Source organism: Pseudomonas sp. TE50-2, assembly GCF_040813665.1.
Lineage (GTDB): Bacteria > Pseudomonadota > Gammaproteobacteria > Pseudomonadales > Pseudomonadaceae > Aquipseudomonas > Aquipseudomonas soli.
Genome location: NZ_JBFNXN010000001.1, coordinates 4,438,145 through 4,451,908, shown reverse-complemented (window position 1 = coordinate 4,451,908; position 13,764 = coordinate 4,438,145). Strand labels below are relative to the sequence as shown.

Genomic DNA, 13,764 nt, shown 5'->3' with positions numbered 1-13,764 from the left:
TCGCCCGACTGACGCGCCATCTAACAGCCAGCCTCACTTGGCAAATAAAAGCCTTACAAATGCCTGCGGTGCGGAGTAACGTTCCCGCTGATGCGCGAACAGCGCTTTTCAAGGCACATGACAGGAGACAGGTGTGCTCGACCGTTTGGGAATCCGCAGCCGCGTCCTGCTGCTGGCCTTGCTCCCCGCCAGCCTGATGGCCCTGGTGCTGGGCAGTTACTTCACCTGGTTGCAACAGAGCGACCTGCGCACGCAGCTGCTGCAACGCGGCAAGATGATCGCCGAGCAGCTGGCGCCCCTGGCGGCGCCGGCCCTGGCCCGCCAGTCCCCGGCGCAGTTGGAGCGCATCGCGGCCCAGGCCCTGGAGCAGGTCGACGTGCGCGCCGTGGCGTTCCTCGCCGCCGACCGCACGCGCCTGGCCCACGCCGGCCCCAGCATGCTCAACCAGCCGCCCAGCGGCGGCACCGGCACGCAACTGCTGCAGCGCACCGGCAATGATGCCACCCGCTACCTGATGCCGGTGTTCGGCCATCACCGCGACCTGGCCACCGACGCCGTGCCCGCCGAAGCCGAGCGCCTGCTCGGCTGGGTGGAGATCGAGCTGTCCCACGACGGCACCCTGCTGCGCGGCTACCGCAACCTGTTCACCAGCCTGCTGCTGATCCTCGCCTGCCTGAGCCTTACCGCGCTGCTCGCCCTGCGTATGAGCCGCACCATCAACGACCCGATCAACCGCATCAAGCACGCGGTCAACCAGCTCAAGGACGGCCACCTCGACGAACGCCTGCCAGCCATGGGCAGCCACGAGCTCGACGAACTGGCCGCCGGCATCAACCGCATGGCCGAGACCCTGCACAGCGCCCACGAAGAGCTACAGCACAGCATCGACCAGGCCACCGAGGACGTGCGCCAGAACCTGGAAACCATCGAGATCCAGAACATCGAGCTGGACATGGCGCGCAAGGAGGCCCTGGAGGCCAGCCGCATCAAGTCCGAGTTCCTCGCCAACATGAGCCACGAGATCCGCACACCGCTCAACGGCATCCTCGGCTTCACCCACCTGTTGCAAAAGAGCGAGCTCAGCCCGCGTCAGCTCGACTACCTCGGCACCATCGAGAAATCCGCCGACAACCTGCTGGGGATCATCAACGAGATCCTCGACTTCTCCAAGATCGAGGCCGGCAAGCTGGTGCTCGACAGCATCCCGCTCAACCTGCGCGACCTGATCCAGGACACCCTGACCATCCTTGCCCCGGCCGCCCACGCCAAGCAGCTGGAGCTGCTCAGCCTGGTCTACCGCGACACCCCGCTGTCGCTGGTGGGCGACCCGTTGCGGCTCAAGCAGATCCTCACCAACCTGGTGAGCAATGCCATCAAGTTCACCCGCGAAGGCACGATCGTCGTGCGCGCCATGCTCGAGGACGAGCAGGAAGACAGCGTGCAACTGCGCATCAGCGTGCAGGACACCGGCATCGGCCTGTCGCCGCAGGACGTGCGCACCCTGTTCCAGGCCTTCAGCCAGGCCGACAACTCGCTGTCACGCCAGCCCGGCGGTACCGGCCTGGGCCTGGTGATCTCCAAGCGCCTGATCGAACAGATGGGCGGCGAGATCGGCGTCGACAGCACGCCGGGCGAAGGCTCGCAGTTCTGGATCAGCCTCAACCTGCCCAAGGCCCACGACGACACCGAGGAGCAACCCGCCCAGGCCCTGGTCGGCCGTAGCGTGGCCATCGTCGACGGGCACGACCTGGCCCGCCAGGCATTGGAACACCAGCTCGAGGACTGCGGCCTGGCGGTCACCGTGTTCGCTTCCTGCGACCAGCTGCTGCACGGCGTGCAGGCGGCAAGCCAGGCCGGGCAGCCGTTCGAGTTCGCCGTGCTCGGGGTCAACCTCGGCAGCCTGGCGCCGGAACAACTGGGGCAGTACCACCAACAGCTCGAGCGCCTGGGTTGCCAGTGCGTGGTGCTGTGCCCCACCACCGAGCAGCCGCTCTACCACCCTTACCTGCCCAACGCCCACGGCCAGTTGCTGGCCAAGCCCACCTGCACACGCAAGCTGCGTCGCCTGCTGCTGGAGCTGGTGCAGCCGCGCCGGCCGGTGTGCGAGCAACGCAGCAACAGCGGCCAACGCATGCCCAAGCTCCTCTGCGTCGACGACAACCCGGCCAACCTGCTGCTGGTGCAGACCCTGCTCGAAGGGATGGGCGCCGAGGTACTGGCGGTGAACAGTGGCTATGCCGCGGTGCAGGCCGTGCAGGACGAGCCCTTCGACCTGGTGCTGATGGATGTGCAGATGCCCGGCATGGATGGCCGTGCCTGCACCGAACAGATCCGCCAGTGGGAAGCCAGCCAGAGCGGCCCGCCCCTGCCCATCGTGGCCCTCACCGCGCACGCCATGGCCAACGAAAAGCGCGCCCTGCTGCACAGCGGCATGGACGACTACCTGACCAAGCCGATCAGCGAGCGCCAGTTGGCCCAGGTGGTGATGAAATGGACCGGCCTGAGCCTGGGCTCACCGCCACAGGAACGCCCCAGTGAGCGCCTGCCCGACAGCAGCGAGCTGAAGGTGCTCGACCCGGAGGAAGGGCTGCGCCTGGCCGCCGGCAAGCCGGACCTGGCGGCGGATATGCTGGCCATGCTCCTGGCCTCGCTGGAGTCCGACCGCGAAGCCATCCAGGCCGCCCGCGACGCTGCCGACCGCAATGCCATGATCGAGCGGGTGCACCGGCTCAACGGCGCCTCGCGTTATTGCGGCGTACCGCAGTTGCGCGCGGCCTGCCAGCGCAGCGAGACCTTGCTCAAGCAGGACAGCCCCCAGGCGTTGCAGGCTCTGGACGAACTGGACCAGGCCATCAGCCGACTGGCCGAGCAGGCACGCGAAAGCGCCTGAATCCCCCACAGGCTTTGCAAGAGTCGTGGGAGCGCCGATGCGACCCGCCCCGCGACAGGGCCGTCACAGATCAATACCCGATCTCCCTGACGGCCTAGACTGTTGCCGACTCACAGAAGGAAGCCCCCCATGCGCGCCCTGTTGTTCAGCAGCCAGCACTACGACCAGGAAAGCTTCACCCGCGCCGCCAGCGCGAGCGCCCTGGAGCTGCACTACCAGTCCGCCCGGCTGACCCTGGACACCGCCGCCCTCGCCCAGGGCTTCGAGGTGGTCTGCGCCTTCATCAACGACGAGCTCAACGCCCAGGTCTTGCAGCGCCTGGCCGCTGGCGGCACACGCCTGATCGCCCTGCGCTCGGCCGGCTACAACCACGTCGACCTGGCTGCCGCGCAGCGCCTCGGGCTCAGCGTGGTGCGCGTCCCGGCCTATTCGCCGCACGCCGTCGCCGAACATGCCGTGGCCCTGATCCTGGCCCTCAACCGCCGCCTGCACCGGGCCTACAACCGCACCCGCGAAGGTGATTTCACCCTGCACGGCCTGACCGGCTTCGACCTGCACGGCAAGACCGTCGGCGTGGTCGGCACCGGCCAGATCGGCGCGGCCTTCGCCCGTATCATGGCCGGTTTCGGCTGCCAGCTGCTGGCCTACGATCCCTACCCCAACCCTGAGCTGGTCGCCCTCGGTGCCCGCTACCTGGAGCTGCCCGAGCTGCTGCGCCAGGCACGCATCATCAGCCTGCACTGCCCGCTCACCGAGCACACCCGCCACCTGATCAACGCCCAGAGCCTGGCCCAGCTACAGCCCGGCGCCATGCTGATCAACACCGGCCGCGGCGCGCTGGTCGACACCCCGGCACTGATCGACGCGCTCAAGAGTGGCCAGCTCGGCTACCTGGGGCTGGATGTCTATGAAGAGGAGGCGCAGCTGTTCTTCGAGGACCGCTCCGACTTGCCGCTGCAGGACGACGTGCTGGCACGGCTGCTGACCTTCCCCAACGTGATCGTCACCGCGCACCAGGCGTTCCTTACCCGCGAGGCCCTGGATGCCATCGCCGCCACCACCCTGGACAACATCTCCCGCTGGGCGGCAGGCAATCCACAGAATCTTGTAAACGGTTGATGCTAGGATACGCGGCACTTTTGGAGGACCCATGGTCGAACACGATTTCCGCTACACCCTTTTCAACCCGCAACACACCTTGATCGAGTGCCGTGCGCTGGTGCCGGGCCGCTACCAGGTTACCGGCAACGGCGGCTCGATCCAGAAAGGCGACGCACTGCTGGTTTCGCTCAAAGGCAGCAAAACCCTGTCCATGCGCCTGACCGTGGACAGCGTGCGCCACCTGATCAACCCCACCGGGCAGTGGGTGGCCGTGGCCCAGGGGCCAGTATTCAATGAACTGGAAATCCACGAGTGGCAGGTCAAGTGCGACGGCTGCGACGCAGTGCTGGACTTCGAGTTCGCCGTCGAAGCCAAGCTCGGCAAGAAGGGCCACGCCCCGGCAGCCACCGCCCGCGTCCAGGAGCTGGGCTGGGCCAGCCAGGGCGACAAGCACCTGTGCCCGCAGTGCCAGGAGCGCGCCTGAGTGAAACAGCTGCTGACCGGCGTGCTGATCGCCACCGGCCTGATCGGCTGCGCGTCGCAACCTTCGAAGCTGCAGCAGGAGCAAAGCTACCTGCTGGAGTGGATCGGTGAACGCCCGCTGATCGACTACAGCCACCTGACCCTGACCCTGGCCAGCGATGGCCGTGCCTATGGCAATGCCGGCTGCAACCACTGGTTCGCGCCCTATACGCTGGACGGCGAGCACTTAAGCTTCGGCAAGGTCGGCAAGACCCGCAAGCTATGCGCGCCAGCGCTGATGGACCAGGAGAAACGTTTCCTGCAGGCGCTGGAGACGGTGCAGCGCTGGGACGTGTCGCCAATCGAGCAGATCCGCTTCTGGCCGGCCGAGGGCAAGCCGCTGCGGTTCTGGCCTGAGGAAGGCTGAAACCATCGCGGGGCAAGCCCGCTCCTACATGGGAGCGAGCTTGCCCCCGCGATGCAGGGTTCAGGCGCCGCCTTTCAACGCCTTGATCTTGGCCTGCAAGCCCTCGAGGGTCTGCTCGCCCAGCAATTGCTCACGCACCTTGCCCTTGTCATCGATGATATAGGTCACCGGCAGCGCCTCGCTGCGCGGCAGCTCATAGCGCTCGGCAGGGTCTTGCGCGAGCACGGTGAAGCCGATGCCGAGGGTCTCGGCGGCGGCCTTGAGGTCGGCGCCCTGCAAGCCATCGAAGTTCACCCCCAGCACCTTGATGCCCTGGGCATCCCACTGCTTCGCCGCAGCATTGAGCTCGGGGATTTCGGTACGGCACGGGCCGCACCATTCGGCCCAGTAATTGAGCACCAGCCAGTGCCCCTCGACCTGTTCGGCCTTCACCGTATTGCCGTGCTGGTCCACGCCGTAGTCCGCACCGCAGCCGCCGAGCAGCAGGCTCGCGGTGATGGCCAGTGCAGCTGCCAAACGCCTTGCCATGGGTCAATCCTTCTCGAAGTTTTCAAGCATTGAAGTCGGTCGCTGCGGTTAGAATAGCCGCCACACCCAGCTGGATGCGACCCGTCATGACCGATCTGACCCTCTATCATAACCCGCGCTGCTCGAAATCCCGCGGCGCCCTGGAACTGCTCGAGGCACGCGGCCTGGCGCCGACCATCGTGCGCTATCTCGAGACCCCGCCGGACGCCGCCACTCTCGAACAGCTGCTTGCCAAGCTGGGCATCGGCGCGCGCCAGCTGCTGCGCACCGGCGAAGACGAATACAAGGCACTCGACCTGGCCAACCCTGCACTGAGCGACGCTCAGCTGATCAAGGCGATGGTCGAGCACCCCAAGCTGATCGAGCGCCCGATCCTGGTAGCCGGTGACAAGGCCGTGATCGGTCGCCCACCCGAGAAGGTTCTGGAGATCCTGCCGTGAGCGAACCCTACATCCTGGTGCTGTACTACAGCCGCCACGGCTCGACCAGCGAGATGGCCCGGCACATTGCCCGCGGCGTCGAGATGGCCGGCCTGGAGGCGCGCCTGCGCACGGTGCCGGCGATCTCCACCGAATGCGAAGCCGTGGCCCCGGATATCCCGGCCAGCGGCGCGCTGTACGCCACCCTCGACGACCTGCGCCACTGCGCGGGCCTGGCCATGGGCAGCCCGACCCGCTTCGGCAACATGGCCGCGCCGCTCAAGTACTTCCTCGACGGCACCAGCAGCCTGTGGCTGGGCGGCGAACTGGTGGGCAAGCCGGCGGCGGTGTTCACTTCCACCGCCAGCCTGCACGGCGGCCAGGAAACCACCCTGCTGTCGATGCTGCTGCCGCTGATGCACCACGGCATGTTGGTCACCGGCCTGCCCTACAGCGAGTCGGCGCTGCTCGATACCCGCGGCGGCGGCACCCCGTACGGCGCCAGTCACCATGCCGGTGCCGACGGCAAGCGCGAGCTGGACCAGCACGAGATCACCCTATGCCGCGCCCTCGGCCAACGCTTGGCCAATACGGCCAAGGCCCTGGGTGGCCAGCGTGGCTAGAAAACCCAAGGTGCTGCCGCCGCTGGAGTGGCTCGCCCCACGCGTACGGCTGACCCGCGCCCTGAGCCTGGCTTGCTTCTTCGGCCTGATCGCCCTGCTGGTGGTGAACAACCTGTGGTTCTCCAACCTACACGGAGCGCGGGTCGAGGTGATCCTGGCCATCGAGCTGATCCCCCTGCTGCTGCTGCTGCCGGGCATGCTGATGGGCAGCGCCCGGGCGCATGCCTGGACCTGCTTCGTGGTCAATATCTACTTCATCAAGGGCGTGCTGGCCGCCTTCGACCCCGCCCGAGCGGTGTTCGGCTGGGTCGAGGTGCTGGTGAGCCTGGGGCTGTTCGTCAGCGGCTTGCTGTTCGTGCGCTGGAAGTTCCAGCAGGATCGACGCCTGGCCGGCGAAGGTGCCTGAACGTATCGGGGCCGCGTTGCGGCCCCGGCGATCTCAATGGTTGACGGTATGCGCCAGCATTACCGACAGCTGGCACAGCGGCCGCCCGCTTTCGGCATGCCACTGATTGAACGCCTGCTGCACCAGTGCCAGGTCACGCAGGCTGGTCGGCGGCTTGTCGATGATCTTCTGGGCGATCAACGCGGCGGCCATGTCGTCGGTGGGGATGAAGGTGTCCTTGCCGACCATGCGCAGGAAACGCGGAGCCGATAGTCCGCCCAGCTGGTTGCCATGCTTGGCCAGGTACTTCCACAACCCGACGATATCGGTCTCGGGCCAGTCGGCGATGAACGCGCCGAAACTGCCCTTCTCCTTCGCCACGTCGAGGATCATCTGCGCATTGCGCGGCACGCTCTTGAGCTTGCCCAGGTGGCGGATGATGCGCTCGTCCTGCATCAACCGCTCCAGGTGCTCGGCGCCCATCAGCACCACTTTCTCCGGGTCGAAGCCAAAGAACACCTGCTCGAACGCCGGCCATTTGGCATCCACCAGGCTGTGCTTGAGCCCGGCGCGGAACACGCGCAGGGCCAGGGTCGACAGGTAGCGGTCGTCGGTGATGTCACGCAGCTGCGCGGGTGTGCGCGGCTGCGGCAGGAAGGCTTCCAGCGCCTGGGCCGAACCGAAGCGGTTCAGGCAGTACTCATGCAACCACTGGTAGTCGCGCATAAGGTCAGATGTTCAGCACGTCGAGAAAGCGCGGGGTGGCGCTCTCGTCGATCTTCAGGCTGGTGAAGTCGAACAGGTTGCGGTCGGCCAGCTGCGACGGCGCGACGTTCTGCAGGGCGCGGAAGATGCTCTCGGTACGGCCAGGGTGCTTGCGCTCCCACTCCACCAGCATGTCCTTGACCACCTGGCGCTGCAGGTTTTCCTGCGAGCCGCACAGGTTGCACGGGATGATCGGGAATTCCTTCATGTCCGAGTAGGCCTGGATGTCCTTCTCGCTGCAGTAGGCCAGCGGGCGGATCACCACGTTGCGCCCGTCATCGGCGCGCAGCTTCGGCGGCATGCCCTTGAGCGCGCCGTTGAAGAACATGTTGAGGAAGAAGGTCTCGACGATGTCGTCGCGGTGGTGCCCCAGTGCCATCTTGGTCGCGCCGATCTCGTCGGCGAAGGTGTACAGGGTGCCGCGGCGCAGGCGCGAGCACAGCGAGCAGGTAGTCTTGCCCTCAGGCACCAGCTCCTTGACCACCGAGTAGGTGTCCTTCTCGACGATGTGGTACTCGACGCCCAGTTCCTTGAGGTAGGCCGGCAGCACGTGCTCGGGGAAGCCCGGCTGCTTCTGGTCCATGTTCACCGCGACGATCTCGAACTTGATCGGCGCCACCTTCTGCAGGTGCAACAGAACGTCGAGCATGGTGTAGCTGTCCTTGCCGCCGGACAGGCAGACCATGACCTTGTCGCCATCCTCGATCATGTTGAAGTCGGTGATGGCTTCGCCGGCGAGGCGACGCAGGCGTTTTTGCAGTTTGTTCTGGTTGACCGAGAGGGTGCCCATAGCGCTTGGATCCGCGAGGTGTGACAAAAGCCGACTATTTTACGCACAAACCGGGCGGCGCAGTAGGTGAATCCGATAAAGACTTCAAGGGAATCAACAACGGCGCTGACAGCGCGATTTGCTCTAAAAAGCCGGTTTTGTGCGGGAATCCGCTTCCTATACTGCGACATAAGGCCACATTGGCGCAGCACCTGGTGTCCTGGCCTCGGGCCATAGGCGCTCCATCCGGGGGGCGTTTGGCAACGACGATAGGAGTGACCCGTATGATTCATCACGTTGTTGGGCTGTTCACCCACCCCGACCAGGAGTGGCGGGAGATTCGTGGCGAGGATGAAAGCATCAGCCACATGTACCTGACACACACGCTGATCCTGGCGGCAATTCCCGCCGTGTCGGCGTTCATCGGCACCACCCAGGTCGGCTGGGTGATCGGCGAGCGGCCAGCCGTGATGCTGACCATGGAAAGCGCGTTGTGGATGAGCATCATGTCCTACCTGGCGATGCTCGCCGGCGTGGCGGTGATGGGCGCCTTCATCCACTGGATGGCGCGCACCTACGACGCCAACCCGAGCATGGCGCAGTGCATCGCCTTTGCCACCTACACCGCCACCCCGCTGTTCATCGGCGGCCTCGCGGCGCTGTACCCGCACCTGTGGCTGGGCATGCTGATCGGCACGGCGGCGATCTGCTATACCGTGTACCTGCTGTATGTCGGCTTGCCGACCTTCATGAACATACCGTCGGATGAAGGCTTCCTGTTCTCCAGCTCCGTGCTGGCGGTGGGCCTCGTGGTTCTGGTGGCGATCATGGCCGCGACCGTGATCATCTGGGGACTGGGCGTGGGGCCCGTCTATACCAACTGAACGCATACCAACCAGATCCAACCAACACTGGGGCATCACCGAGGCCGCCGCAAGGCGGCCTCGCTTCGTGTGCCTGACCGGCGGCTCGGCAGCCGCCCGTTGCCTGCGGCATAATGCCCGGTCAGGAGAACTACCCCCCCATGCCCGAGCTGCTCAGACAACGCGTCGAAACCTGTTACCAGCAAGCCGAAACCTTCTTCAAACGCCCCTTCCCGCGCCCGCAGGTCAGCTTCAAGCTGCGCGGACAGAAGGCCGGCGTCGCCCACCTGCACGAGAACCTGCTGCGCTTCAACCTGCAGCTGTACCGCGAGAACGCCGAAGATTTCCTGCGCCAGACCGTGGCCCACGAGGTCGCCCACCTGATCGCCCACCAGCTGTTCGGCGAGCGCATCCAGGCCCATGGCGAGGAGTGGCAGTTGATCATGCGCGGGGTGTACGAGCTGCCGCCGAACCGCTGTCACAACTACGAAGTGCAGCGGCGCGTGGCGACACGTTACATCTACCGTTGCCCGTGCCCGGAAAGCGATTTCCCGTTCACCGCCCAGCGCCACAAGCTGGTGCGCCAGGGGCGGCGCTACCTGTGCCGGCGCTGCCGGGAGATCCTGGTGTACAGCGGCGAGACCCGGGTCGAATAATCGTCAAAGCATGAAAAAGGCGACCCGAGGGTCGCCTTTTCGCATTTCAACTCACGCTCAACGCGCCGGGCCTTCGGCCACGCCCAGGTCGTCGGTCGGACGGGTGTCGATCAGCGGCGAGCCGCCAGACGCCAGTTCGGCCTGCAGGGTGTCGGTGTCCAGTTCCTTGACCCACTTGGCCACGACCACGGTGGCCACGGCGTTGCCGATCAGGTTGGTCAGGGCGCGGGCTTCGGACATGAAGCGGTCGATACCCAGGATCAGCGCCAGGCCGGCAACCGGCAGGTGGCCGACGGCCGACAGGGTGGCGGCCAGGACGATGAAGCCGGAACCTGTGACGCCCGCGGCACCCTTGGAGGCCACCAGCAGCACCAGCAGCAGGGTGATCTGGTGGGTGATGTCCATGGTGGTGTCGGTGGCCTGGGCGATGAACACCGCGGCCATGGTCAGGTAGATCGAGGTACCGTCCAGGTTGAACGAGTAGCCGGTCGGGATCACCAGGCCAACCACCGATTTCTTCGCGCCCAGGCGCTCCATCTTGGCCAGCATGCGCGGCAGGGCCGACTCGGAGGACGAGGTGCCCAGCACGATCAGCAGCTCTTCACGGATGTAGCGGATCAGCTTGATGACGCTGAAGCCGTGGGCGCGGCAGATACCGCCCAGCACCACCAGGACGAACAGCAGGCAAGTGATGTAGAAGCAGGCCATCAGGTAGCCCAACTGCACCAGCGAACCCACGCCGTACTGGCCGATGGTGAAGGCCATGGCACCGAAGGCGCCGATCGGGGCCAGTTTCATGATCATGTTGATGATGTTGAACATGACATGGGCGAAGCGGTCGATCAGGTCCAGCACCGGCTTGCCGTAGCTGCCCAGGCGGTGCAAGGCGAAGCCGAACAGCACCGAGAACATCAGCACTTGCAGGATGTCGCCGTTGGCGAAGGCGCCGACCACGGTGTTGGGGATGACATTGAGCAGGAAGCCGACGGTGGTCTGCTGCGCGCCGGCGGCGGCATAGGCAGCCACGCTGCTGGCGTTGAGGGTGCTGACGTCGACGTGCATGCCGGCGCCCGGCTGCACCACGTTGACTACCACCAGGCCGATGATCAGGGCGATGGTGGAGACGATCTCGAAGTACAGCAGCGCGTAACCGCCGGTCTTGCCGACCGACTTCATGCTTTGCATGCCCGCGATGCCGCTGACCACGGTGCAGAAGATGATCGGCGCGATGACCATCTTGATCAGCTTGACGAAGCCGTCACCCAGGGGTTTGAGGGCTACGCCGGTTTCCGGGTAGTAGTGGCCGAGCAGGATACCGATGGTGATCGCGACGATCACCTGGACATACAGCGATTTGTACAGCGGCTGACGAGTCGTCATGGCTAGTTTTTCCTCAAGTGGGCCGGCGCATCCTTCCCAGGATGTCGGGGCACCTGAATCGCGAACCCTCCTGTACCCGGAGGGATTTGTCGTTGTGTTCGAGCGCCTGGGCAGGCCTCTGCCAGGTGAATAGCAAGGGCGATGCCAAAGTGCCCGCTCGAGGTGCACAGCCAATGATTACAGGGTGTGAATGCCCCGGGACGGGGCGCAGGAGCAGGCAGGAAATGGCGGATTTCCGCCCGATGGCGGAAATCGTACAGGGCGGGTTGGCGGGAATCCGCCTTTGCCAGAGGCGGTGACAGCAGGCCCGGCCTCATCGCCGGCAAGCCGGCTCCCACCCCGACCGCGCGGCCCTCAAGCCAAACGCCGTCCCTGTGGGAGCTGGCTTGCCAGCGATGAGGCCCTTCTGGCGGCTCAATCGAGCCGGAAAGCGATGCGGAACGCAGCCCCGCCCAATTCTGAGTCGCCCAGGCTCAACTCGGCGTCATAGCTGTCGATGATGTCCTTGACCACTGCCAGGCCGATCCCTTGTCCGGGGTGCTGGCGGTCCAGCCGCTCGCCGCGCTCAAGAATGCGCTCACGCTGGTCGGGCGGCACGCCCGGGCCGTCGTCCTCGATCCACAGCTCCAGTTGCCCCGGCGCTTCACGCAGGCTGACCCGCACCTGCCCCAGGCACAACCGGTAGGCGTTCTCCAGCAGGTTGCCGAGCAGCTCGAGCAAGGCCCCCTGCTCCATCGGCACCCGCGCATCGGCCGGCAGATCGAAACCGACCTCGACGCGTTTGTCGCGATAGACCTTGGCCAAGGTGCTGCACAGGCTGTCGAGCAACGGCTTGAGCTCGACCTGGTGCTTTACCAGGCCACTCTTGCGCAGGCTGGCGCGTTGCAATTGGTAGTCGATCTGCTGGCTCATGCGCTCGATCTGGCTTTGCAGCACCCGCGCTTGCTCGCGGTCGCCCTGCTCCATGCTCTCGCCCACGCCCTGCAGCACCGCCAGCGGAGTCTTCAGGCTATGGGCCAGGTCGTCGAGCGAGTCGCGGTAGCGCTGGCGCTGCTCGCGCTCGCTACGCAGCAGGCGGTTGAGCGAGCCGGTCAGGCGCAGCAGCTCGCGTGGGTGCTCGCGACTCAGTCCATCCCTGGCGCCGCTCTCCACGTCATCCAGCTCGGAGCTGAGCCGGCGCAGCGAGCGCAGGCCCCAGGTCAGACCTGCCCAGAGCAGCACCATCAGCGCCAGCAGCGCCGCGCCGAAGCCGAAGTAGAGTTTCTCGCGCAGGCCATTGAGGGTGTCCTGGTATTCGCGGACCGGTTGCAGGGCGACGATGCTGAACGCCGCGCTCTTGCCGCCAAGCAGCTTGACCTCGACGTCATAGACGAAGAACTCCTCGCCGTCGTCCTGGTGAATACGGGCGAATTCGTTGCCACGCCCGTCATAGCGCGGGTGGTAGTTGATGTTGCGGTTGCGCGTAGCCCGCGACTGCCACACCAGCTTGCCCTGGCGGTCGAAGATGTAGCCGAGCAGGCCTGTATACGGCAGGTTGAAGCGTTCGTCCGGCAGCAGCGCCGGCATCTGCAGCTGGCCATGCTCGATGCGCGCAGCGGAAATCAGCGTGGTCACGTCCGAGGCCAGGCGTTGCTCGATGGATTCCTGCAACGCCAGGCTGAAGGCCTTCTGCAGCGCCGGCAGCAGCGCCAGCATGAACAGCAACGCCAGCAACGCCGCCGCGAGCATCAGGCGCACCCGCAGCGAGCGGATCATCGGCAGCGCTCGGTGAACAGGTAGCCCAGGCCGCGCACGGTATCGATCGGCTTGAAGCCGTTGTCGCCCTCGAGCTTGCGGCGCAGGCGGCCGACCAGCACCTCGATGACATTCGGGTCACGCTCCTCGTCGTCCGGGTACAGCTGTTCCATCAGGCGGTCCTTGGCCACCACCTGCTGGTGATGACGCATGAGGTACTCGAGGATGCGGTATTCGTAGGCGGTCAGCGCCAGCGGTTGCTCGTCCAGGGTCGCCTGCTTGCGGTTGAGGTCGAGCACCAGCGGGCCGGCGGCGATGGTCGACTGGGTGAAGCCGCTGGAGCGGCGCAGCAAGGCGTTCAGGCGCGCCTCCAGCTCTTCGAACTGGAACGGCTTGACCACGTAATCGTCAGCGCCGGCGGCCAGGCCCTCGACCTTGTCCTGCCAGTTGCCGCGGGCGGTGAGGATCAGGATCGGGAAGGTCTGGCCAAGGTTGCGCAACTGACGGATCAGGTCCAGCCCGCTCATGCCCGGCAAACCCAGGTCGATCACCGCCAGGTCATGATTGTACTGCTCGGCCTGGTACAAGGCTTCCTCGGCGTTGGCCACCGCCTGCACCACATGGCCGCCCTCGCCGAGGCGGGTGAACAGGTGATGACGCAGCAGCGCCTCGTCCTCGACCACCAGCAATTTCATGCAGTTCTCCTTTGAATAGCGAATGCCTGTACCGGCCTTATCGCGGGGCAAGCCCGCTCCCACGGGT

15 protein-coding genes are annotated in these 13,764 nt (G+C 65.7%); 9 read left to right on the top strand and 6 right to left on the bottom strand.

The window, feature by feature from the left end; genetic code table 11:
• Positions 1 to 133 precede the first annotated feature (133 nt).
• The 4 genes from AAHK21_RS20345 (at position 134) to AAHK21_RS20330 (ending at position 4,880) form a co-directional block, all read left to right on the top strand.
• Entirely contained in the window at positions 134 to 2,890 is a 2,757-nt protein-coding gene (locus AAHK21_RS20345; protein WP_367858165.1) for a response regulator, read from the top strand.
• A gap of 129 nt (positions 2,891 to 3,019) precedes the next feature.
• A complete protein-coding gene (locus tag AAHK21_RS20340; RefSeq protein WP_046854524.1) occupies positions 3,020 to 4,009 on the top strand; it encodes a 2-hydroxyacid dehydrogenase in 990 nt (329 codons plus the stop codon).
• A gap of 31 nt (positions 4,010 to 4,040) precedes the next feature.
• Entirely contained in the window at positions 4,041 to 4,475 is a 435-nt protein-coding gene (locus tag AAHK21_RS20335; protein WP_046854523.1) for a hypothetical protein, read from the top strand.
• Positions 4,476 to 4,880, top strand: a complete 405-nt coding sequence (locus tag AAHK21_RS20330) for an META domain-containing protein (protein WP_134691833.1) — start codon at positions 4,476 to 4,478, stop codon at positions 4,878 to 4,880.
• Positions 4,881 to 4,940: 60 nt separating this feature from the next.
• Here the strand turns inward: AAHK21_RS20330 and AAHK21_RS20325 are convergent, their stop codons facing one another.
• Positions 4,941 to 5,408 carry a peroxiredoxin family protein gene (locus tag AAHK21_RS20325; protein ID WP_046854522.1) on the bottom strand — a complete coding sequence of 156 codons (468 nt, stop codon included), beginning with the start codon at positions 5,406 to 5,408 and terminating at the stop codon, positions 4,941 to 4,943.
• Positions 5,409 to 5,494: 86 nt separating this feature from the next.
• Here AAHK21_RS20325 and arsC point away from each other — a divergent pair, with 86 nt between their 5' ends.
• The 3 genes from arsC to AAHK21_RS20310 are packed head-to-tail and all read left to right on the top strand — an operon-like array spanning position 5,495 to position 6,856.
• Positions 5,495 to 5,848: an arsenate reductase (glutaredoxin) gene (arsC, locus tag AAHK21_RS20320; protein WP_046854521.1), complete on the top strand. Its 354-nt coding sequence runs from the start codon at positions 5,495 to 5,497 to the stop codon at positions 5,846 to 5,848.
• The gene (wrbA, locus tag AAHK21_RS20315; protein WP_046854520.1) at positions 5,845 to 6,450 is read left to right on the top strand and encodes an NAD(P)H:quinone oxidoreductase; all 606 of its coding nucleotides are present in this window, start codon (positions 5,845 to 5,847) and stop codon (positions 6,448 to 6,450) included. Before arsC ends, wrbA begins: the two co-directional genes overlap by 4 nt.
• The gene (locus AAHK21_RS20310; protein ID WP_367858164.1) at positions 6,443 to 6,856 is read left to right on the top strand and encodes a DUF2069 domain-containing protein; all 414 of its coding nucleotides are present in this window, start codon (positions 6,443 to 6,445) and stop codon (positions 6,854 to 6,856) included. The genes wrbA and AAHK21_RS20310 overlap by 8 nt, the downstream gene beginning before the upstream one ends.
• A gap of 33 nt (positions 6,857 to 6,889) precedes the next feature.
• Here AAHK21_RS20310 and AAHK21_RS20305 read toward each other — a convergent pair whose 3' ends face one another.
• On the bottom strand, positions 6,890 to 7,561 hold the full coding sequence (locus AAHK21_RS20305) for a DNA-3-methyladenine glycosylase I (RefSeq protein ID WP_023630776.1): 672 nt from the start codon (positions 7,559 to 7,561) through the stop codon (positions 6,890 to 6,892).
• Between the two features lie 4 nt (positions 7,562 to 7,565).
• The gene (gene ttcA / locus AAHK21_RS20300; RefSeq protein ID WP_023630777.1) at positions 7,566 to 8,390 is read right to left on the bottom strand and encodes a tRNA 2-thiocytidine(32) synthetase TtcA; all 825 of its coding nucleotides are present in this window, start codon (positions 8,388 to 8,390) and stop codon (positions 7,566 to 7,568) included.
• 263 nt (positions 8,391 to 8,653) lie between these two features.
• Between ttcA and AAHK21_RS20295 the strand changes: the two genes are divergently transcribed.
• Positions 8,654 to 9,253, top strand: coding sequence for a Yip1 family protein (locus AAHK21_RS20295; RefSeq protein WP_023630778.1), 600 nt, complete (start codon positions 8,654 to 8,656; stop codon positions 9,251 to 9,253).
• 140 nt (positions 9,254 to 9,393) lie between these two features.
• A complete protein-coding gene (locus AAHK21_RS20290; RefSeq protein ID WP_046854519.1) occupies positions 9,394 to 9,888 on the top strand; it encodes a SprT family zinc-dependent metalloprotease in 495 nt (164 codons plus the stop codon).
• Positions 9,889 to 9,945: 57 nt separating this feature from the next.
• On the opposite strand, the gene AAHK21_RS20285 is transcribed toward AAHK21_RS20290, so the two are convergent.
• From AAHK21_RS20285 to AAHK21_RS20275, 3 genes are all read right to left on the bottom strand, one after another.
• Positions 9,946 to 11,268 carry a dicarboxylate/amino acid:cation symporter gene (locus tag AAHK21_RS20285; protein WP_023630780.1) on the bottom strand — a complete coding sequence of 441 codons (1,323 nt, stop codon included), beginning with the start codon at positions 11,266 to 11,268 and terminating at the stop codon, positions 9,946 to 9,948.
• A 414-nt stretch (positions 11,269 to 11,682) separates the two neighbouring features.
• Positions 11,683 to 13,023, bottom strand: coding sequence for an ATP-binding protein (locus AAHK21_RS20280; RefSeq protein WP_046854518.1), 1,341 nt, complete (start codon positions 13,021 to 13,023; stop codon positions 11,683 to 11,685).
• On the bottom strand, positions 13,020 to 13,697 hold the full coding sequence (locus AAHK21_RS20275) for a response regulator (protein ID WP_023632177.1): 678 nt from the start codon (positions 13,695 to 13,697) through the stop codon (positions 13,020 to 13,022). Before AAHK21_RS20275 ends, AAHK21_RS20280 begins: the two co-directional genes overlap by 4 nt.
• Positions 13,698 to 13,764 lie beyond the last annotated feature (67 nt).

Excerpts from the sequence above, each read along its gene's own strand:
- AAHK21_RS20275 (WP_023632177.1), bottom strand. The coding sequence starts at position 13,697 with ATGAAATTGCTGGTGGTCGAGGACGAGGCGCTGCTGCGTCATCACCTG.
- arsC (WP_046854521.1), top strand. The coding sequence starts at position 5,495 with ATGACCGATCTGACCCTCTATCATAACCCGCGCTGCTCGAAATCCCGC.
- AAHK21_RS20335 (WP_046854523.1), top strand. The coding sequence starts at position 4,041 with ATGGTCGAACACGATTTCCGCTACACCCTTTTCAACCCGCAACACACC.
- AAHK21_RS20305 (WP_023630776.1), bottom strand. The coding sequence starts at position 7,561 with ATGCGCGACTACCAGTGGTTGCATGAGTACTGCCTGAACCGCTTCGGT.
- AAHK21_RS20340 (WP_046854524.1), top strand. The coding sequence starts at position 3,020 with ATGCGCGCCCTGTTGTTCAGCAGCCAGCACTACGACCAGGAAAGCTTC.
- AAHK21_RS20295 (WP_023630778.1), top strand. The coding sequence starts at position 8,654 with ATGATTCATCACGTTGTTGGGCTGTTCACCCACCCCGACCAGGAGTGG.
- AAHK21_RS20285 (WP_023630780.1), bottom strand. The coding sequence starts at position 11,268 with ATGACGACTCGTCAGCCGCTGTACAAATCGCTGTATGTCCAGGTGATC.
- AAHK21_RS20325 (WP_046854522.1), bottom strand. The coding sequence starts at position 5,408 with ATGGCAAGGCGTTTGGCAGCTGCACTGGCCATCACCGCGAGCCTGCTG.
- AAHK21_RS20290 (WP_046854519.1), top strand. The coding sequence starts at position 9,394 with ATGCCCGAGCTGCTCAGACAACGCGTCGAAACCTGTTACCAGCAAGCC.
- ttcA (WP_023630777.1), bottom strand. The coding sequence starts at position 8,390 with ATGGGCACCCTCTCGGTCAACCAGAACAAACTGCAAAAACGCCTGCGT.
- AAHK21_RS20280 (WP_046854518.1), bottom strand. The coding sequence starts at position 13,023 with ATGATCCGCTCGCTGCGGGTGCGCCTGATGCTCGCGGCGGCGTTGCTG.